Below are 19,061 nucleotides of genomic sequence, written 5' to 3' on the forward strand. Positions count from 1 at the left end.
AAGGCGATCCTCACCGACAACGGCCGCGAGTTCTGCGGCAGCGAGAACCACCCCTACGAGCTCTACCTCGACCTCAACGGCATCGAGCACCGGCGCACCAAGGTCCGCAGCCCCAAGACCAACGGCTTCGTGGAACGCTTCAACCGCACCGTGCTCGACGAGTTCTTCCGGGTGAAGATGCGCGAGACCTTCTACGAGACCGTGGAGGCGCTGCAGGCGGACCTCGATGCCTGGCTCGTCCACTACAACACCGAGCGCCCGCATCTGGGCTACCGGAACCAGGGCAGACGCCCCATCGAGACCGTCATGTCATTCGTCAGTCAAGAAGGTTAAGTGAACAGGCAAGTGGCGGAGAGACAGGGATTCGAACCCTGGGACCCCTTGCGGGGTCAACGGTTTTCGAGACCGCCCCGTTCGACCACTCCGGCACCTCTCCGCGGTCGCCACGGGAGATAGGACAACTGTGCCGCCCGTGCAAGCCCCCCGCTGCCCTTCGCCGTTGCCCCTCTCTGGCCCGCGACACATCGCGCCCTTTTGCCGCTTGGAATGGCGCAGCACCCAAGCTACCAATCCGGCAGAAGGGAGGGGGGTACACAGATGGCCAGGTCGCTTTTTGCCGCCACAGCCGCCCGCCGTGCGCCGGCGCTCGTCGCGCTTCTCGTTGCGCTGGTGGCGCTCGCTCACGTCCCCGCCGGGGCGCAGGAGCGGGATGTGGCCGCGCCCGAGGGCCTTGCAGAACTCCATTCTCTTCTCGGCCTGCCCGAGACGCTCGAGATCATGGCGCTCGAGGGGCTCGACTATGCGCGCGATCTTGATCGTGAGCTGCTCGGCGGCGAAGGCGGGGCGGGGTGGATGGCGCGTGCCGCAGAGATCTACGACGTGGCACGCATGGACAGGATGATGCGCCGCACGCTTGCGCGCGAGCTCGCGGGGGCTGATCTTGCGCCGATGCTCGAGTTCTTCGGCTCCGAGCGCGGCCGGCGCATCATCGAGCTCGAGGTCGCCGCCCGTCGCGCCTTTCTCGAGCCCGATGTCGAGCAAGCCGCCCGCGAGGCCGCGCGCGCAATGCGCGCCGAGCGTCCCCCGCGGCTAGAGCTTCTGGAGCGATTCATCGCGGTGAACGATCTCGTCAACGCCAATGTCGCGGGCGCGCTCAATGCCAATTACGCTTTCTATGCCGCGCTGGTGGAGGCCGGAGGGCTGCCCGAACAGCCCGGCGAGCGGGAGATCCTGGCCGATGTCTGGGCGCAGGAGGGGGCGATCCGCGAAGACACGGCCGAATGGCTGCTCGCCTATCTCGCCATGGCTTATGGCCCGCTCGACGATGCCGACCTCGAGGCCTACATCGCCTTTTCCGAAACGCCGGCAGGCCGGCGCCTCAACCGCGCCATCTTTGCCGCCTTCGACGAGCTCTTCGTCGACATCTCGCGCCGGCTCGGGACCGCCGCGGCACTGTTCCTCAGCGGTGAGGAGCTCTGAACGCTGACGGCCCGGCCGGGACGGCGCGCGCCCGGGCGGGGAGGGGTTGACGGCGCGGGCGTTCTCGCCGATAAGCGCGGCTCGCGGGCGGAATCCATATTCCGCCGGCCGCTTTTTCTGGTTTGCAACGACGCCCCGAAGGGCGCGCTGCCCGAGGCGCCGCAAAGCGCGGCAGAACGCCGGAGAACCCGGGGCCACAGGGCGCGGAAGTGAAAGGATGACGCCTATGTATGCGGTCGTGAGGACCGGCGGCAAGCAGTATCGGGTGACGAACGGAGATGTGCTCCGCGTCGAGAAGCTCGCAGCCGAGGCCGGAGAGAAGGTTCAGTTCAACGAGGTTCTGATGCTCGGCGGCGAGGAGCCGGTCATCGGCACCCCGCTGGTGGAAGGCGCGGCCGTGCTGGCCGAGGTGATCGACCAGATCAAGGGCGAGAAGGTCATCCATTTCGTGCGCCGCCGCCGCAAGCATTCCTCCAAGCGCACCAAGGGGCATCGCCAGCAGCTCACGCTGCTGCGGATCACCGAGATCCTCGCCGAAGGCGCCGACAAGACCGGCGTGAAGGCCGCGGTGGGCGCGGGCTCGGTTCCGCGCAGCGCAGCGCCCAAGCCGGCGGCGAAGAAGGCTGCCGCGAAGAAGGCGGCTCCGAAGAAGGCCGAGACGGCGGCCGCGGCGGAGGGCGACGATCTCACCAGGCTCTCGGGCGTCGGCCCGGTGCTGGCGAAGAAGCTGAAGGAGGCCGGCGTGACCACCTTCGCCCAGATCGCCGCCTGGACGCCGGAGGATGTGGCGGCGATGGACGAGAAGCTTTCGTTCAAGGGCCGGATCGAGCGCGAAGGCTGGATCGAGCAGGCGAAGAAGCTCGCCAAAGGCAAGGAGTAAGGACCGATGGCACACAAGAAAGCAGGCGGCTCCTCCCGCAACGGCCGCGATTCCGCGGGCCGGCGACTGGGCGTGAAGCTCTTTGGCGGGCAGCACGCGATTCCGGGCAACATCATCGTGCGCCAGCGCGGCACCAAGTGGTGGCCGGGCCAGGGCGTGGGCATTGGCAAGGATCACACCATCTTCGCCATCGCCGAGGGCCGCGTGACCTTCCACAAGGGTCTCAAGGGCCGCACCTATGTGTCCGTGCTTCCCGACGTGGAGGCCGCCGAGTAGCCGAAACCTCGGGCTGAGAGTTTTCAAGGGGGATCGGCGAAAGGCCGGTCCCCCTTCCTCGTTTTTCACCACGCGTGCGGGGCTCGCGCAGCATCCCGGAGGAGGAGTCGGGAAATGACGATCGCACAAAGAAACGTGCCGGCAGGCGGGACGGGCACGCGGGCACAGCCCGTCATCCCGGCCGAGAGGTTCGAGCTGCGCCCATTGCGGCCTTCGGACAAGGGGCTTCTGGAGCTCTATGCCGGCGACCGCCGCGTCGCCGAGATGACAAGCTCGATCCCCCACCCCCTGCCGCCGGGTGCGGCCGAGGCCTTCATCGCCCGGGCGAATGCGCCGGACCGCAATGAGGACATCTGGGCGATGGACGGAAGCCGGGCGGGGCTTTCGGAGCTTCTGGGGGTGATCTCGCTCAAGCGGCTCGACCGCGAGCAGTCCGAGGTTGGCTACTGGGTGGGTCCGGCGTTCTGGAACACGGGGATTGCGTCCGAGGCGGTGGCGGCGCTGGTCGCGGCAAACCCGCATGGCGCGCGCACGCTCTTTGCCTCGGTGTTTCAGGACAACCCGTTTTCGGCGCGTGTGCTCACCGCAAACGGCTTCGAATACATCGGTGACGCCGAAAGCTACTCGGTGGCGCGCGCCGCGCGCGTGCCGACCTGGACCTATCTGCGCGCGATGGAGGGGTAGGGCGCCCGGGCCCGCCTCGCCTGCCCATTCTTGCCACCTCCGGCCGGAAACCCCATATGCCGTGCCACGCAGCCCGCGCCGCTTGAGCCGGCGGCGGATTCGGGCTAGCGAAGATCCCTGCCCAATCCCGAAAGCCTTGTCCCATGAAATTCCTCGATCTTGCCCGCGTTCACATCCGCTCCGGTTCCGGTGGCGCCGGCTGCGTCAGCTTCCGGCGCGAGAAGTTCATCGAATACGGCGGCCCCGACGGCGGTGACGGCGGCAAGGGGGGCGATGTCTGGGCCGAGGCAGTGGAGGGGCTCAACACGCTCATCGACTTCCGCTACCAGCAGCATTTCTTTGCCAAGAACGGCCAGCCCGGCATGGGGCGCCAGCGCACCGGCAAGAGCGGCGAGGACATCGTGCTGAAGGTGCCGGTGGGCACCGAGATTCTCGAGGAGGATCAGGAAACGGTCGTGGCCGATCTCACCGAGGTCGGCCAGCGGGTGCTGCTTGCGCGCGGGGGAAACGGCGGCTTCGGCAACCTGCACTTCAAGTCGTCCACCAACCAGGCGCCGCGCCATGCCAACCCCGGCCAGCCGGGGGTGGAGCGCACGCTGTGGCTGAGGCTCAAGCTCATCGCCGATGCCGGGCTCGTTGGCCTGCCCAATGCCGGCAAGTCCACCTTTCTTGCCGCCACCTCCAACGCGCGCCCGAAGATCGCCGATTACCCCTTCACCACGCTTCACCCCAATCTCGGGGTGGTGGGCGTCGATGGCGCCGAGTTCGTGCTCGCCGACATCCCCGGCCTGATCGAGGGCGCCCATGAGGGCCGTGGCATCGGCGACCGGTTCCTTGGCCATGTGGAACGCTGCGCGGTGCTCCTGCATCTCGTCGATGCCACTTCGGAGGATGTGGCGGCCGACTGGCGCACGGTGCGCGCCGAGCTCGAGGCCTACGGTCACGGGCTTGCCGAAAAGCCGCGGCTGACGGCGCTTTCCAAGGCCGATGCGCTCGATACCGGGACGCTGGCCGAGCGCCGCGCCGCGCTGGAGGCCGAGACGGGCGCGCCGGTGATGGTGCTCTCGGCGGCAAGCGGTCAGGGGGTGACGGAGGCGCTGCGGGCGCTCCGCGCCGAAGTGCAGCGCGTCCGCGGCGCGGCGGCGCGGCAGGCGCAGGAGGAGGCCGGGCCGTGGCATCCCTGAGCGCGGCGCGGCGGGTCGTCGTCAAGATCGGCTCGGCGCTTCTGGTGGACGCCGCAAGCGGCGCGCTGCGCGCCGAATGGCTGCGAACGCTTGCCGAGGATGTCGCCCGGCTCAAGCGGCGCGGGGCGGATGTGGTGCTGGTCTCCTCGGGCTCGATCGCGCTCGGGCGCGCGGTGCTGGGGCTCGCGCCGGGGGCGCTGCCGCTCGAGCAGAGCCAGGCCGCGGCGGCGGTGGGGCAGATCCGGCTCGCGCGCGCCTATGAGGAAGTGCTCGCCCCGCATGGCCTCACGGCGGCGCAGGTTCTGCTGACGCTGGAAGACAGCGCGAACCGCCGCCGCTACCTCAACTCGCGCGCCACGCTCGCCCAGCTTCTCGCTTTCGGCGCGGTGCCGATCGTGAACGAGAACGACACCGTCGCCACCGACGAGATCCGCTACGGCGACAACGACCGCCTCGCCGCCCAGATCGCGGTGACGGTTGGGGCGGATGTGCTTGTGCTCCTGTCGGATGTGGACGGCTTCTACACCGCCAACCCGCGCGAGGATCCCGGCGCGCGCCGGCTCGAGGTGATCGAGCGCATCACCCCCGAGATCGAGGCGATGGCGGGCGATGCCGGCACGGGCCTTTCCAAGGGCGGCATGAAGACCAAGCTCATGGCGGCGCGCACGGCCACCCGCGCGGGCTGCGCCATGGTCATCGCGGCCGGGGCGCGCCCCCACCCGTTGCGCGCGCTGGAAGACGGAGCGCCCTGCACCTGGTTTGCGGCGCAGGACGACCCGCAGGCGGCGCGCAAGCGCTGGATCGCGGCGATGAAGCCGCGCGGCGAGATCGTCGTCGATGCCGGAGCCGAGGCCGCGCTGCGGCACGGGAAATCGCTGTTGCCGGCGGGGGTGGTTTCGGTCTCGGGCCGGTTCGGGCGCGGCGACCCGGTGGCGATCGTCGGCCCCTCGGGGCGGATCGGCGTGGGGCTTGCGCGCTATACCGCCGAGGAGGCGCGCGCCATTGCCGGGCATCGCTCCGCCGAGATCGAGGCGGTGCTGGGTTACCCCGGGCGCGCCTCGCTGGTTCACCGCGACGACATGGTCGTCGACCTGCCCGCCGAAGCCGGGTCCGGCGCCGAGACCGGAGCGGCGCGGCCGGCGTGACTTTGCCGCCGCCATGGCCTAGAGAGGCGGCATACGGGCCGAAAAGCACAGGACTTGCGATGAAGGACACCGACACCCTTTCCGCCGTCATGGCCGGGATCGGCGCGCGCGCCCGCGCGGCCGCCGCCGAGCTCGCCTTCGCCTCGCCCGAGGCCAAGCGCGCCGCGCTCGAGGCCGCGGCCCAAGCCGTGCGCGCCCGCGAGGCCGTAATTCTCGAGGCCAACGCCGCCGACATGGCCTTCGGCCGCGACAAGGGGCTTTCGCCGGCCATGCTCGACCGGCTCGCGCTGACACCGGCGCGGCTCGAGGCCATCGCCGCAAGCCTTGAGGCCATCGCCGCGCAGAAGGATCCGGTGGGCGAGGTCATCGCCGAGTGGGACCGGCCCTCGGGGCTGCACATCCGCCGCGTGCGCACGCCCCTGGGCGTGATCGGGGTGATCTACGAAAGCCGGCCCAATGTCACCGCCGATGCCGGTGCCCTGTGCCTGAAATCGGGCAATGCGGTGATCCTGCGCGGCGGCTCGGAGAGTTTCCACTCCTCCACCGCGCTGCACGCATGCCTCGTCGACGGGCTGCGCGCGGCGGGTCTGCCCGAGGACGCCATTCAGCTCGTGCCCACCCGCGACCGCGCCGCCGTCTCCGAGATGCTGAAGATGACCGAGTTCATCGACGTGATCGTGCCGCGGGGCGGCAAGGGGCTCGTGGGGCTCGTCCAGCGCGAGGCGCGGGTGCCGGTCTTCGCCCATCTCGAGGGCATCGTGCACATCTACATCGATGCCGCCGCCGACCCGGAGAAAACGCTCAGGGTGGTGCTCAACGCCAAGACGCGCCGGCCGGGCATCTGCGGCGCGGCCGAGTGCCTGCTGATCCACCGCGACGTGGCCGAGGGGCTGGGCCGCGAGGTGATCGAGGCGCTGATTGCTGCGGGGGTGACGGTGCACGCCGACGAGGCGCTTCAGAGGGTCGAGGGCACCGTGCCCGCCACCGAGGCCGACTGGGGGCGGGAGTATCTCGACATGGAGATCGCCGCGCGCGTGGTCGATGACATCGACGCGGCGATCGCGCACATCCGCCGCTACGGCTCCCAGCACACCGACGCGATCATGACCGAGGACGATGCCGCCGCCGCGCGCTTCTTCGAGCGGCTCGATTCGGCGATCCTGATGCGCAACGCCTCCACCCAGTTCGCCGATGGGGGAGAGTTCGGGATGGGCGCGGAGATCGGCATTGCCACCGGCAAGCTGCACGCCCGCGGGCCGGTGGGCGCCGAGCAGCTCACCTCCTTCAAGTACATCGTCGAGGGCGATGGCACGGTGCGCCCCTGAGGGCGGCCTGCATCAGAAGGAGAGCCGCAGCCAGCCCTCGCCATGGGCCACGGTGATCTCGCGCCTCAGCTGCAGCGCCACGAGCCGGGCGAGCAGAAACTGCACCTGTGCCGGCGACAAGCTGTGCGGGAGCGAGGTCGGGGGGACATCTGGCCCGAGTTGCGCCCATGTTTCGGGCTCGAACTTCAGCCGGTCGCCGTGCGCCTCGACCACCCAGCCGCCCGCCACGGCACGGCGCGCGGCGAGATGGCCGCCCCGCGGCAGCGCCGTGGCTGCACACAGAAGGGCCAGAAGCAGCAGCTTCGCCGTCGGCCGGGGCAGTGCCTCGCGAAGCTCGAGCGCAACCTCGATCCGGCCCTCGGCGGAAAGCGCCGGGGCGAGTTCCTGCAGCTCGGCGCGCGAGACCGTCTGATCGGCTATGGCCGTACCGAAGGCCATGCGGTAGAGACGGATGCGCAGGCTGGCGCTGCGCGCGCTTTCCTCCACAAGCGAAAGCTCCTGGCCTGGGCCTGCGCCGGCCATTTCCATCAGCTCGAGACCGTTGGAGATGGCGCCGAGCGGCGATATGAGATCATGGCAGATGCGGCTGCCGAGGAGTTCCGCGAGCCGGGCAAGCCTGTCAGGCATGGAAAGGCTCCGTCGGCGGAGAAGGGCAGCGGTCAGGGAATGAAGGCATGGACGACCTCAACGCATTGCTGGAGCCGGGCGATCTGGTGCGCCACCCGCAGCGCGAGGATTGGGGCCTTGGACAGGTGCAGTCGAACATCGGCGGCAGGATCACCGTGAACTTCGAGCATGCCGGCAAGGTGGTCATCGACAGCCGCCGCATCGCGCTCCTCCCCGTTCGCGGCGCCTGAGGCACCGCGGCGCACCGCAAGAGTGATCTGCGAATGGTTAACACAGCCTTAAATTGAAACAAGCCGCTTCCGGGGGCGGCGGCGTTTGCATCGCCCCGCGGGCTTGGCTAGATGCCACGGTCCTGGCAAGGTCTGGACGGGACGGCGCGGAGGCCGGCACGACAGTGATGACGGTGATGGAACCCGCCTTCGAGCTGCGCCTTGCAGCGTCAGAGGAGGAGACGCGCGCCGCGCAGCGGCTGCGCTATGACGTCTTCGTGCGCGAGCTTGGCGGCGACGGGCCGCTCGTCGACCATGCGCAGGGCCTCGAGCGCGACCGGTTCGACGCACACGCCGATCATCTCCTGCTTCTGGACCGCAACCGCGCGGCGCGGGGGCTGTCGCCCGTGGTGGGGGTCTACAGGCTCATGCGCGAAGAGCAGGCCCGCGCCGCTGGCGGCTTCTACAGCGCTTCGGAATATGACCTCGGCCCGCTCCTCAAGTCGGGCCGGAGGCTTCTCGAGCTTGGCCGCTCCTGCCTTCACCCCGACTACCGCGGTGGGGCGGCGATGATGCATCTGTGGAGTGGTCTTGCCGACTATGTGCAGCGCCACGGCATCGAGCTGATGTTCGGCGTGGCCTCCTTCCACGGCACCGATGTCGAGGCGCTCGCCGAGCCGCTCTCGCTGCTGCACGCCCGCCACCTCGCTCCCGAGGAAATCCGCCCGCGCGCGCTGGCGCCGCATTGTCGTCGGATGGACATGATACCGCCCGAAAAGATCGACCGCCGCCGCGCGATGCTGGCCACTCCGGCGCTCATCAAGGCCTATCTGCGGCTTGGCGGCTTCGTGGGCGAGGGCGCCTTCGTCGATCACGCCTTCAACACCACCGACGTGTGCCTCGTGCTCGACACCGCCCGCCTCAACCCCCGCCAGCGGGAAATCTACACTCGCCGGGGCGGGAGCGGAGGCCGCCGCGCATGAGCGCGACATGGCGCGAGGTGCCGCCACCGCCGGTGCCGCCGATCCCGCCGCTCGGCTGGCTGCGGGTGCTCTGGCGCGGCGCGGCGCTCGGCACGGTGACCTTCGGCTGCCTCGGCATCCTGCTTCTGGTGCGGCTCGTGGAGCGCCCGCTGTTCGGGCTTGACCGGCCCTGGACGCCTTACATCACCCAGTTCGTCTGCCGCTCGGCCTTCGTCATCCTGCGCCTGCCCCACCGCACCCGCGGCAGGCCGATGCTCGAGCGCGGCGCGGCGGTGGCCAATCACGCAAGCTGGCTCGACATCTTCGCGCTCAACGCTCCCAAGCGCATCTACTTCGTCTCCAAGGCCGAGGTGGCGCGCTGGCCGGCCATCGGCTGGCTCGCCCGCGCCACCGGCACGCTCTTCATCAATCGCGACCGGCGCGAGGCGGCGGCACAGAAGCGGCTCTTCGAGGAGCGGCTGAAGGCCGGGCACCGGCTGATGTTCTTCCCCGAGGGAACCTCCACTGACGGTCGGCGCGTTCTTCCCTTCAAATCAACGCTGTTTGCGGCGTTCTTTGAGCATGGTCTGAAGGAAACCATGCACATCCAGCCGGTCACGCTCGTCTATCGCGCGCCCGAGGGAGCCGATCCGCGCTTCTACGGCTGGTGGGGAGACATGAATTTCGGCACGCATCTTCTGCAGGTGCTGGCCGCGCCGCGTCAGGGCTCGGTGGAGGTCATCTATCACCCGCCGCTGCGCGTGGCCGATTTCCCCGACCGCAAGGCGCTGGCGCTGGCCTGCGAGCAGGCGGTGCGGGCCGGGCTCGACGAGGCGCTGGCGCGGGAGGCGGGCGCGGTCGCGGAAGCGGACTCAGCCCGCGGCTGAGGCGCGGATCGTCTCGGCGAAGGTGGCAAGCCGGGCGGCCGGGTTCTCGGCGCTCCAGATCTCGGGGCCGAAGGCGAAGAAGTCGGCGACCGGCGCGAGATCGCGCACCAGCGCCTCGCTCAGCCCGCCCTCGGCCACCACCGGCAGCTCGATCATCTCCGACCACCATTCGAAGAGCGCGCGCTCGGCGCGCCGCGCCTCGCCAAGCCCGGTCTCGCCCACCGGGCCGAAGGCGATGTAGTCGGCGCCGGCCTCGCCCGCCGTCATCCCGTCATGGCGCGAGGCGCCGCAGAAGGCGCCGATGATCGCCTCCCGCCCCAGCGCCTTGCGCGCGCGGCGCACCGAGCGCGCGCCGTCGGGCAGATGCACCCCGTCGAGCCCGTGGCGCTCCACCAGCATCAGGTGGGTTTCGATCAGCACCGGAATGTCGCGGGCATGAGCGATCTCGCGGATGACGTCGGCCGCGCGCCCCAGCCGGTCGGCATCGGCCGACTCCAGCGCCGAGGCGATGCGGATGCAGGCCACGGGTGCTGCGTCGAGCACCGGCGCGAGCTGGTCGGGAAAGGTCGCGAAATCGGGCTCGGGCGGGGTGATGAGGTAGATCTGCGGCAGTTCCGGCTCGGCCATGGCTCGCCTCATGTCTCGGTGTTGGCGCGCCGCCCTATAGCCTTTGGCGCGGTGCAAGGGAAAGGGGGCGCGACGCGTGCCTTGCCCTTGCCATCGGTCAAGCGTATCACGCCGCCGCTCCGATAGAATGACAGGCCATGACCGACGCGATCGAGCCCATTCCCCCCGCCTTCGTCCTCGTGCGCCCGCAGATGGGCGAGAACATCGGGGCGGCGGCGCGCGCGATGCTCAACTTCGGGCTCGAGCGCATGCGCCTCGTCGCCCCGCGCGACGGCTGGCCCAATCCGCGCGCGGTGGCGATGGCCTCGGGCGCGGGGCGGGTGCTCGATGCGGCGGGGCTCTTCGACACCACCGCCGAGGCCGTGGCCGACTGCACCCATGTCTATGCCACCACCGCCCGCCCGCGCGGGCTTGTGAAACGCGTGCTCACGCCCGAGGCGGCGATGGCCGAGGCGCGGGAGCTCACCGCTGAGGGCGCGCGGGTGGGCGTGCTGTTCGGCCCCGAGCGCTCTGGCCTCGAGAATGACGACATCGCGCGGGCCACGGCGATCATCACCGTGCCGGTGAACCCCGCCTTTCCCTCGCTCAACCTCGCGCAATCGGTGCTGCTCATGGCCTATGAGTGGGGGCGGCAGACCATTCCGCCCCCCGCCGGGGCGCCGGCGGCCGATCTGGCCACGCGCGAGGAGGTGGAGCGGCTGGCCGATCACTGGGAGGCGCGGCTTGAGGAGGCGGGCTTCTTCTTCCCGCCCGAGAAGGCGGCGGGGATGAAGCTCAACCTGCGCAATCTCTGGGCGCGGATGCCGCTCACGCGCGGGGACGTGCAGATATTTCACGGCGCGTTGCGCCAGCTGGTGCGGCGAAGAGACACCGGCGGATGACGGACCGCGCCGTTGCAGGCCGGGGGGCGCGGCCCTAGGCTCGCGCGAGGCTCAAGGAGAGAGACGCATGACCGGGAAGCGGACGATCTTCGAGGAAGTGGGGGCGAAGAGCCCCGAGGCGGCCCCGCAGGGCGGGCTCATCGACCGGGGGAGAAGCGGTGCGCGCGGCGCGATCCGGGCCTGGCTCGTGCTTCTCTTCGTGATGGTGGTGGCGATGATCGCGGTGGGCGGGCTCACCCGGCTCACCGATTCGGGGCTTTCCATCACCGAGTGGCGGCCGGTGACCGGCGCGCTGCCGCCAATGAGCGAGGCCGCCTGGCAGGAGGAATTCGCCAAGTACCAGCAGATCCCCGAGTACCAGCTTCAGAACCGGGGCATGACGCTCGAGGAATTCAAGTTCATCTACTGGTGGGAGTGGGGCCACCGCCAGCTTGGACGGCTGATCGGGCTCGTCTGGGCGGTGGGCTTCTTCGGCTTTCTGGCCGCGCGCAAGATCCCGCCGGGCTGGACGGGCCGGCTCCTCATCCCCGGCATCCTCGGCGGGCTGCAGGGGGCGGTCGGCTGGTGGATGGTGGCCTCGGGGCTCGAGGGCGCGCGGCTTGACGTGGCCTCCTACCGGCTTGCCACCCATCTGGGGCTTGCCTTCGTGATCCTTGGCGTGCTCGCCTGGTATGTGTTCCGCCTCGGCCGGCCGGAGCGGGAGCTGATGCAGGCGCGGCGCTTGCGCGAGGAGGGGCTGATGCGCGCGGCGGGCTGGCTGGCCGCGCTTGCCTTCCTGCAGATCCTTCTCGGTGCGCTCGTGGCCGGCATCGACGCGGGGCGCAACTACATCGACTGGCCGTGGATGGCCGGCGGCTTCCTGCCCCCCCAGCCCTTCGAGCTTGAGCCCTGGTGGCGCAACTTCTTCGAGAATGACGGCATGGTGCAGTTCATCCACCGCATGGTCGCCTATCTTCTGGTGCTCGCGGGTCTCATTGTCTGGTGGCGCGCGCGCCGCAGCCCCAACCCCGCAACCCGCACCGCCTTTGCCTGGGTGGCGGTGGCGATCTTTGCCCAGATGGTGCTTGGCATCGTGACGGTGATGCACTCCTCGCCCTGGTCGATCGCGCTTCTCCACCAGCTCGGCGCGGTGGCGGTGTGGGTGCTGATCCTGCGCGCCCGCTTCATGGCCGCCTATCCCCGCGCCGTCTCTGTCCGGGAGGGCCTGTAATGGGGGCCTATGAGGAGCTGATGGCCTTCCAGCGCGTCACCGAGGCGCTGGCGCAGGTCTCCGGCCGGCTCGGCTGGGATCAGGAAACGGTGATGCCGCGCGGCGCGGCGCGCCAGCGGGGCGAGGAGATGGCGGCGATGGAGGAGGTGCTCCACGCCCGCCGCACCGACCCGCGCATCGGCGACTGGCTCGCCGCGATCGACGAGGCCGCGCTTGACGACACGGCCCGCGCCAATCTGCGCCTGATCCGCCGCTCCTGGGAGCGGGCCACGCGCGTGCCGGCCGCGCTTGCCACCGAGATCGCGCGGGTGACGAGCCTCGCGCAGGGGATCTGGGCCGAGGCGCGGCGCGAGGACGATTTCGCGCGTTTTGCGCCGACGCTCGAGACGGTGGTGCGGCTCAAGCGCGAGGAGGCGGCCGCGCTCGCCGATGGCGGCGATCTCTACGATGCGCTTCTGGAGGACTACGAGCCCGAGACTTCCGCCGCCGAGATCGCGGCGCTGTTCGACGCGATGCGCCCGCGCCTTGTCGCCCTGCGCGAACGCATCCTCGGGCTCGAGCGCACGCCGCCCGCGCTTTCGGGCCATTTCGACGAGGCCGGGCAGATGCAGCTTTCGCGCGAGATGGCCGAGGCCTTCGGCTACGACTTCTCGCGCGGGCGGATCGACAAGGCGGTGCACCCCTTCTCCTCGGGCTCGGGCGATGACGTGCGCATCACCACCCGCACCGTCACCCACGATCCGTTCAACTGCATCTATTCCACCATCCACGAGGTCGGCCACGCCGCCTACGAGCAGAACATCGCGCCCGAGCATCACCTGACCCCGGTGGGGCGGGGCGTGTCGATGGGCGTGCACGAGAGCCAGAGCCGCTCATACGAGAACCAGCTCGGCCGCTCGCGCGCCTTCACCGGCTGGCTCTACGGGCGGATGCGCGCGCTCTGGGGCGACTTCGGCGTTGCCGATGCCGATGCCTCCTATGCGATCGTCAACCGCGTGGTGCCCGGCTTCATCCGCACCGAGGCGGACGAGGTGCATTACAACCTGCACATCTTCCTGCGCTTCGATCTGGAGCGCGCGCTGATCGCGGGCAGGCTCGAGGTGGCCGATCTGCCCGAGGCGTGGAACGCGCGCTTCCGCGAGGATTTCGGCGTTGCGGTGGACCGCCCCAGCCACGGCGTGCTGCAGGACGTGCACTGGTCGGTCGGGCTCTTCGGCTACTTCCCGACCTATGCGCTCGGAAACGTCTATGCCGGCTGCCTGATGGCGGCGCTCAGGCGCGACGTGCCCGACCTTGACGCGCATCTCGCCCGCGGCGACACGCGCCCGGCGACGGCATGGATGGCCGAGCATCTGCAGCGCTTCGGCGGGCTCAGGACACCGCGGGAGACGATCCGCCACGCCACCGGCGCGGAGCCGAGCGAGGCGCCGCTTCTCGATTACCTCGAGGCAAAGTTCGGCGAGCTCTACGGGCTGTAGGGGGGCTCCGGGTTTGCCCGGGCCTGAGGCCGGGCAGCGCCCGACCCGCCTCCCAGCTGTCCTTCATTTTATTACCAGCCTATTGCCTTGGTCGGTCACCCGCCCCACCTGCGCCGCGTCATATCCCGCGTTCAGCAGTGCTGTCAGAATCCTGTCAGCTTCCCCGGCCGGCACCGCCGCCAAAAGCCCCCCGGCCGTCTGCGGGTCGAAGAGGAGCGCCGCCCGCGCATTCACGGGCGCCTCGACCCGGCCCTCGGTGGCGGCGCGGTTGGCGGCCCAGAGAGTTGAGCGGATCCCGCGCGCGGCGAGCGCCTCGGCGCCGGGCAGAAGCGGCAGGCGGGAAAGCGCGATCTCCGCCCCCGTGCCCGAAGCCGCGCAGATCTCCAAAAGATGCCCGGCAAGGCCGAAGCCCGTCACATCGGTCATCGCCCGGGCCACCGGCGCGAGGATCGCCGCCGCCGCGCCCTGTGGCCGCGCCATCGAGGCAAGCGCTGCGGCGACCCATTCGCCCTTCGCCTCAAGCGCCATCTCGGCGGCGAGGATGGTGCCGGTGCCAATGGGCTTGGTCAGGATCAGCGCATCACCCGGCTGCGCGCCGCCCTTTCCCACCGGTGTCTCGGCAAGCCCGGTGACGGTGAAGCCCAGCGAGAGCTCCGCGCCAAGCCCCGTGTGCCCGCCGACGATGGCCGCTCCCGCCGCCTCCATAACCTCTGCCGCCGCACCCATGATCTCGCCCAGAGTGCGCGCCTGCAGGGAGGGCGACATCGGCGGCAGCACGACATTGGCAAGCGCGGCCTGAGGGCGCGCGCCCATCGCCCAGACATCGCCCAGCGCATGCACGGCGGCGATGCGCGCGAAGAGGCCGTAATCCTCGGTGAAGGCGCGCAGCTGGTCGGTGGTGATGACCTGACGGCAGCTGGCAAACTGCAGCACCGCCGCGTCGTCACCGGCACCCGCCGCGATGTCGGCGCGCGGCGGACGCGGCAGGGACGCCAGCATCTGCGCAAGCGTCGCCCCGCCCACCTTCGCCCCGCAGCCTGCGCACATCGGCTGGCCGCCCGCCAGCGCCTCGACCACGCCTTGCGCGGCCCGGCGCGGCGGGGGCGGGGGGCTCATGCGGGGCAGGTCGTGGAACTTCTCCATGAAGCGCCGGTCGATGCGGTCCTTCCAGCGCCACAGAAGCCGGCCCTCGAGCCTGAGCCCGAACTTGTCGGCGAGCGCTGCCTTCTCGCCGAGCGAGACGAGCTTGAGATAGTCGCGCTGCGGGCGGTAGCGGCGAAACCGCGCGCCCCCCGTGAGCGCCTCGGCAAGGTTGTGGGCAAGCACCGGCGCCTGGCGCACGGCATAGACCCCGGCCTTGGGGCGCGGGGCATGGGACATATGCGCGCAGTCGCCCGCGGCGAAGACGCGGGGGTCGGAGGTTCTGAGATCGGGGCCGATCTCGATGAAGCCGTCCACGAGCTTGAGCCCCGTCTCGGCAAGCCAACCATGCGGGCGCGCGCCCGCCACGCCCACGGTGAGGCGGGAGGGGATTTCGCGCCCATCCGCAAGCCGCACCGCCTGCGCCGTCACCTCCACCGGCGCCACGCCCTCGATCAGCGTGATGCCGGCTGCGGAGAGCCGCGCCATCAGCGCCCGCCGTGCCCCCGCGCCGATGTGGGGAAGCGCGGCGCGCGCCTCGATGAGGGTCAGGCGCGGGGCGAAATCGCGCAGCGCATGCGCCATGGCAAGCGCAAGCTCCACCCCGCCGACACCCGCACCGATCACGGCGATCTCGGGCGGCACCCTGCCATCCGCCACTGCCTTGCGAAATTCCGCCCACCGCTCGGCATAGGCGCCAAGGGGCTTTGCGGCGATGCCATGTTCGGCGAAGCCCTTGAGCCGGGGCGGGTCGGAGGCGATGCCGATGTCGATCGAGGTCACGTCATAGGCGATCTCGCCGCGGCCCTTCACCCGCACCCGCCGGCGGGCGAGATCGATCCCCTCGGCCTCGCCGAGGATCAGCCGCGCCCCGGCAAAGCGCGCGAGCCGCACAAGGTCGATCTCCAGCGCCTCGCGATCGTAGTGCCCGGCAATGTGACCGGGCAGCATGCCCGTATAGGGGGCGCTCGGGCCGGGGTTGATGAGCGTCAGCCGCGCGCCCGGCAGCGGCTTCATCCCCCAGCGGCGCAGCACCAGCGCATGGGCGTGGCCGCCTCCGATCAGCACCAGATCGCGGGTCAGCGGCAGGGGCAGTTGCATCGCGTGCGTATCCTCGACCTTTGGCGCCTCGCCATGGCGTCGGGGCCGCCATTTGGCGAGGGCAGGGCGCTCAATAGCCCGTCATCTCCAGATAGCCCATGCCCGAATGCGAGCCGGAAACCCGCACCGGCCCCTCCCAGTAGGGCGGCGTGAGCGCCTGCCAGGCGCCGTCGAAGACGGCCGCAAGCTCCATCTCGAGCCCGCGCGCGGGCAGCGCCACGCGCCAGCGCACCGGCACCCGCCGCCCCGCCACCCGTGCCGTGGCCAGCGGCGTCATCTCAAGCGCGCCGTCGGGATAGGGGGTGGCGGTGCCGTCGGCCGCGATCCATGTGGCCGCGGTGAAGACGCCTCCTGCGGCGCTGCGCAGACGAAAGCCCATGAGCTTCTCGCCCGTGTCGAGGTGCAGCGAGATCCAGTCCCAGCCGGTCTGATCGGGGGCAAGCGGCTGCGACGACCACTCGCGATCCATCCACGCTAGCCCCTCGACAGCGATGGTGCCCTCCGGCACGATGAGTTCGCCCCGCGCCTCGAGAAAGGGTTGCGAATAGTAATGGCTCGCCCGCCCGTCCGGTGACTTCACCGAGTAACCCCGGTCGCCATGCAGGACGAGCGACCCCCGCGCCTCAAGCGACAGCGAAAAGGCAAACTCGCCACCGACCGCGCGCGCCTCCATCGCCGCCTCGGGCGCGCCGCGCAGATGCCACTCGTCGATCCAGGCCGAAAAGGGATGCGCCCGCACCCCCGCCTGGCCAATGCCGCCGCGGCCCCGCCGCTCGGCGGAGAAGTGGCGCTCGGGCGTGGTCAGCCCGGCATGGGCGAGCCACAGCTGCGGGCTCTGCCAGCCCTCCGACTCGAAAGGGGAGAGCGCGCTGCGAAACAGCGTCCACTGACAGCCGAAATCGCGGCCTCGCCCGTCGCGCAGATTGGCGGTGAGATACCACCACTCGATGCGGAAGTCGGGATGCGGCCCGTGATCGGCCGGAAAGATCAGCTCCCGCCCCCGCTCGGGCAGGGCGAAACCCTCCGCCGCGGCTCCCAGCCCGGCAAACCCTTGCGCGCGCGCGCCACCGGCAAGGCAGGCGAGTGCGCCGGCAAGAAAACCCCGCCGCGGCAGAGCCTGAAGGTTCCACCCGGCGCACGGTTGATCTAGTCTCCGCCGCATGTCGATCTGGTCCCGCATTGCCGAAGCGCTCTCCCGCCTTGCCCGTGGCGAGGGCCTTGGCGCGCTCTTCGAGCGCCGCCGCCGCCCGCCCGAGCTCTCCGTCGCCTTCACCATCGCCGTGATCGCGCTTGGTGCCAAGATGGCCAAGGCCGACGGCCATGTCACCCGCGACGAGGTCGCGGCCTTCCGTGAGGTCTTCGTGATCCCGCCCGAAGAGGAGAAGAACGCCGCGCGCGTCTTCAACCTCGCCCGCACCGATGTCGCCGGTTTCGAGGACTACGCCCGCCGCATCGCGCGCATGTTCAAGGACCGCCCCGAGGTGCTGTGCGACCTCATGGAGGGGCTCTTTCACATCGCGCTCGCCGATGGCGAATACCACCCGCATGAAGATGCCTTCCTCTCCCGCGTGGCGGAGATCTTCGGCATCCCGCGCGCGCGCTTTGCCGCACTCAGGGCACGTTTCGTGAGGGGCGCCGAGCCCGACCCCTACGCGGTGCTCGAGGTCTCGCCCGATGCGCCGCTCGAGGAGGTGCGCGCTGCCTGGAGGCGGATCGCGCGCGATTGCCACCCCGACCGTCTGATGGCCCGCGGCCTGCCCGAGGAGGCGATCGAAATAGGCCAGAAACGCCTCGCCGCCGCAAACGCCGCCTGGGAGGCGATTCGCGCCGAGCGCGGCGGCGAGAGGCTGCCCGAAGCGGCGGGCTGATGCGCATCGCCACCTACAACGTCGAGTGGTTCACGAATCTCTTCGACGCCCACGGCCGGCTTCTCGAAGACACCGGCGCCTCGGGGCGCGAGGGCATCACGCGCGCCGAACAGCTCACCGCGCTCGGCATCGTCTTCACCGCGCTCGATGCCGACATGGTGCTGGTGGTGGAAGCACCCGACAGTCACGAGCACCGCTCGACGGTCGCCTGCCTCGAAAGCTTCGCCGCGCGCTATGGGCTCAGGTGCCGCAACGCGATCCGGGGTTTCGAGAGCGAAACCCAGCAGGAAATCGCGCTGATGTTTGACCCCGATGTCGTCACCGCGCGGCACGACCCGATGGGCGACCCGCGCGGGGAGGACATCTTTGACGCCCCGCGCTTTGATGCGAGCTTTGCCATCGACCTCGACGTGGACGCCGAGCCCGAAACCGTCACCTTCTCCAAGCCGCCGCTCGAGGCGGCGGTGACGGTGCTGGCCAGCGGCTTTGCCTTCCGTCTCATCGGCGTGCACATCAAGTCGAAGGCACCGCATGGCGCGCGCAATCCCGAGGAGGCGCGGCGCATCGCCATCGCCAATCGCCGCAAGCAGCACGCCCAGTGCCTCTGGCTGCGCCGCCGCATCGAGGGGCACCTCGCCGCGGGCGACCCCCTGATCGTGCTCGGCGACTTCAACGACGGCCCCGGCCTTGACGAATACGAGCAGCTCTTCGGCCGCTCGGGCGTCGAGATCGTGATGGGCGAGGGCGCCTCGGGCCCGAAACTTTACGATCCCAACGCGCGCCTTGCCTTGAGCCAGAGGGTCGGCGCGATGCCCGTGACCGCGCGCTTCTGGATCGCCGAGGAGAGGCGCTGGATGCAGGCGCTCCTCGACTACATCATGATCTCGCCCGATCTGTGCGCCCGCAACCCGCGCTGGCGCATCTGGCACCCCTTCGATGATCCGGTGTGCTACGACACGCCCGAGCTGCGCGAGGCACTCCTGACCGCCTCCGATCACTTCCCCGTCACGCTCGACATCGATCTCTGAGCCGTTCGACCTCCCTCGTGCCGCCGGGGCGCCGGGCGCGTGCCCCGGCCCCCATCACCCTGGGCAAAAT

The 19,061-nt window shown here is 70.3% G+C and carries 20 protein-coding genes and 1 tRNA gene; 16 read left to right on the top strand and 5 right to left on the bottom strand.

What is annotated here, in order from left to right:
* A partial coding sequence (locus tag BLQ14_RS12435) for an integrase core domain-containing protein (RefSeq protein ID WP_143004495.1) occupies positions 1 to 333 on the top strand: 333 nt, incomplete at its 5' end.
* 13 nt (positions 334 to 346) lie between these two features.
* Here the strand turns inward: BLQ14_RS12435 and BLQ14_RS12440 are convergent.
* Positions 347 to 436: transfer RNA gene (locus BLQ14_RS12440), tRNA-Ser, on the bottom strand.
* A gap of 161 nt (positions 437 to 597) precedes the next feature.
* Between BLQ14_RS12440 and BLQ14_RS12445 the strand changes: the two genes are divergently transcribed.
* From BLQ14_RS12445 to BLQ14_RS12475, 7 genes are all read left to right on the top strand, one after another.
* On the top strand, positions 598 to 1,479 hold the full coding sequence (locus BLQ14_RS12445) for a DUF2059 domain-containing protein (protein WP_170068464.1): 882 nt from the start codon (positions 598 to 600) through the stop codon (positions 1,477 to 1,479).
* Positions 1,480 to 1,705: 226 nt separating this feature from the next.
* Positions 1,706 to 2,359 carry a 50S ribosomal protein L21 gene (locus BLQ14_RS12450; protein ID WP_092500902.1) on the top strand — a complete coding sequence of 218 codons (654 nt, stop codon included), beginning with the start codon at positions 1,706 to 1,708 and terminating at the stop codon, positions 2,357 to 2,359.
* A gap of 6 nt (positions 2,360 to 2,365) precedes the next feature.
* Positions 2,366 to 2,635, top strand: coding sequence for a 50S ribosomal protein L27 (gene rpmA / locus BLQ14_RS12455; protein WP_092500903.1), 270 nt, complete (start codon positions 2,366 to 2,368; stop codon positions 2,633 to 2,635).
* A 114-nt stretch (positions 2,636 to 2,749) separates the two neighbouring features.
* Positions 2,750 to 3,319 carry a GNAT family N-acetyltransferase gene (locus BLQ14_RS12460; protein WP_092500904.1) on the top strand — a complete coding sequence of 190 codons (570 nt, stop codon included), beginning with the start codon at positions 2,750 to 2,752 and terminating at the stop codon, positions 3,317 to 3,319.
* Positions 3,320 to 3,462: 143 nt separating this feature from the next.
* Positions 3,463 to 4,503 carry a GTPase ObgE gene (gene obgE / locus BLQ14_RS12465; protein ID WP_092500905.1) on the top strand — a complete coding sequence of 347 codons (1,041 nt, stop codon included), beginning with the start codon at positions 3,463 to 3,465 and terminating at the stop codon, positions 4,501 to 4,503.
* Positions 4,491 to 5,648: a glutamate 5-kinase gene (proB, locus tag BLQ14_RS12470; protein ID WP_092500906.1), complete on the top strand. Its 1,158-nt coding sequence runs from the start codon at positions 4,491 to 4,493 to the stop codon at positions 5,646 to 5,648. The genes obgE and proB overlap by 13 nt, the downstream gene beginning before the upstream one ends.
* Positions 5,649 to 5,707: 59 nt before the next feature.
* Entirely contained in the window at positions 5,708 to 6,973 is a 1,266-nt protein-coding gene (locus BLQ14_RS12475; RefSeq protein ID WP_092500907.1) for a glutamate-5-semialdehyde dehydrogenase, read from the top strand.
* Positions 6,974 to 6,985: 12 nt separating this feature from the next.
* Here the strand turns inward: BLQ14_RS12475 and BLQ14_RS12480 are convergent, their stop codons facing one another.
* Positions 6,986 to 7,600 carry a histidine phosphotransferase family protein gene (locus BLQ14_RS12480; protein ID WP_092500908.1) on the bottom strand — a complete coding sequence of 205 codons (615 nt, stop codon included), beginning with the start codon at positions 7,598 to 7,600 and terminating at the stop codon, positions 6,986 to 6,988.
* Between the two features lie 47 nt (positions 7,601 to 7,647).
* On the opposite strand from BLQ14_RS12480, the gene BLQ14_RS12485 reads away from it, so the two are divergent.
* The 3 genes from BLQ14_RS12485 to olsA all read left to right on the top strand — a co-directional run bounded on the left by BLQ14_RS12485 (position 7,648) and on the right by olsA (position 9,658).
* The gene (locus BLQ14_RS12485) at positions 7,648 to 7,830 is read left to right on the top strand and encodes a DUF3553 domain-containing protein (RefSeq protein WP_092500909.1); all 183 of its coding nucleotides are present in this window, start codon (positions 7,648 to 7,650) and stop codon (positions 7,828 to 7,830) included.
* A gap of 167 nt (positions 7,831 to 7,997) precedes the next feature.
* A complete protein-coding gene (gene olsB, locus BLQ14_RS12490; protein ID WP_092500910.1) occupies positions 7,998 to 8,792 on the top strand; it encodes an L-ornithine N(alpha)-acyltransferase in 795 nt (264 codons plus the stop codon).
* Positions 8,789 to 9,658, top strand: a complete 870-nt coding sequence (gene olsA / locus BLQ14_RS12495; RefSeq protein WP_092500911.1) for a lyso-ornithine lipid O-acyltransferase — start codon at positions 8,789 to 8,791, stop codon at positions 9,656 to 9,658. Before olsB ends, olsA begins: the two co-directional genes overlap by 4 nt.
* Here olsA and BLQ14_RS12500 read toward each other — a convergent pair.
* Positions 9,644 to 10,285 carry a thiamine phosphate synthase gene (locus BLQ14_RS12500; RefSeq protein ID WP_092500912.1) on the bottom strand — a complete coding sequence of 214 codons (642 nt, stop codon included), beginning with the start codon at positions 10,283 to 10,285 and terminating at the stop codon, positions 9,644 to 9,646. The two genes, olsA and BLQ14_RS12500, sit on opposite strands and share 15 nt — an antisense overlap.
* A 137-nt stretch (positions 10,286 to 10,422) precedes the next feature.
* Between BLQ14_RS12500 and BLQ14_RS12505 the strand changes: the two genes are divergently transcribed.
* The 3 genes from BLQ14_RS12505 (at position 10,423) to BLQ14_RS12515 (ending at position 13,854) form a co-directional block, all read left to right on the top strand.
* On the top strand, positions 10,423 to 11,166 hold the full coding sequence (locus tag BLQ14_RS12505; RefSeq protein ID WP_092500913.1) for an RNA methyltransferase: 744 nt from the start codon (positions 10,423 to 10,425) through the stop codon (positions 11,164 to 11,166).
* 67 nt (positions 11,167 to 11,233) lie between these two features.
* The gene (gene ctaA, locus BLQ14_RS12510; RefSeq protein ID WP_092500914.1) at positions 11,234 to 12,376 is read left to right on the top strand and encodes a heme A synthase; all 1,143 of its coding nucleotides are present in this window, start codon (positions 11,234 to 11,236) and stop codon (positions 12,374 to 12,376) included.
* On the top strand, positions 12,376 to 13,854 hold the full coding sequence (locus BLQ14_RS12515) for a carboxypeptidase M32 (protein WP_092500915.1): 1,479 nt from the start codon (positions 12,376 to 12,378) through the stop codon (positions 13,852 to 13,854). Before ctaA ends, BLQ14_RS12515 begins: the two co-directional genes overlap by 1 nt.
* A 63-nt stretch (positions 13,855 to 13,917) precedes the next feature.
* On the opposite strand, the gene selD is transcribed toward BLQ14_RS12515, so the two are convergent.
* Both selD and BLQ14_RS12525 read right to left on the bottom strand, forming a co-directional pair.
* Positions 13,918 to 16,095, bottom strand: a complete 2,178-nt coding sequence (gene selD / locus BLQ14_RS12520) for a selenide, water dikinase SelD (protein ID WP_092500916.1) — start codon at positions 16,093 to 16,095, stop codon at positions 13,918 to 13,920.
* Between the two features lie 70 nt (positions 16,096 to 16,165).
* A complete protein-coding gene (locus tag BLQ14_RS12525; RefSeq protein ID WP_245657100.1) occupies positions 16,166 to 17,275 on the bottom strand; it encodes a lipocalin-like domain-containing protein in 1,110 nt (369 codons plus the stop codon).
* On the opposite strand from BLQ14_RS12525, the gene BLQ14_RS12530 reads away from it, so the two are divergent.
* Both BLQ14_RS12530 and BLQ14_RS12535 read left to right on the top strand, forming a co-directional pair.
* Entirely contained in the window at positions 17,256 to 17,963 is a 708-nt protein-coding gene (locus BLQ14_RS12530) for a molecular chaperone DjiA (protein ID WP_092500917.1), read from the top strand. The genes BLQ14_RS12525 and BLQ14_RS12530 overlap by 20 nt on opposite strands.
* A complete protein-coding gene (locus BLQ14_RS12535; protein WP_092500918.1) occupies positions 17,963 to 18,991 on the top strand; it encodes an endonuclease/exonuclease/phosphatase family protein in 1,029 nt (342 codons plus the stop codon). Before BLQ14_RS12530 ends, BLQ14_RS12535 begins: the two co-directional genes overlap by 1 nt.
* Positions 18,992 to 19,061 lie beyond the last annotated feature (70 nt).

The organism is Meinhardsimonia xiamenensis (assembly GCF_900102905.1).
Classification (GTDB): Bacteria; Pseudomonadota; Alphaproteobacteria; order Rhodobacterales; family Rhodobacteraceae; genus Meinhardsimonia; species Meinhardsimonia xiamenensis.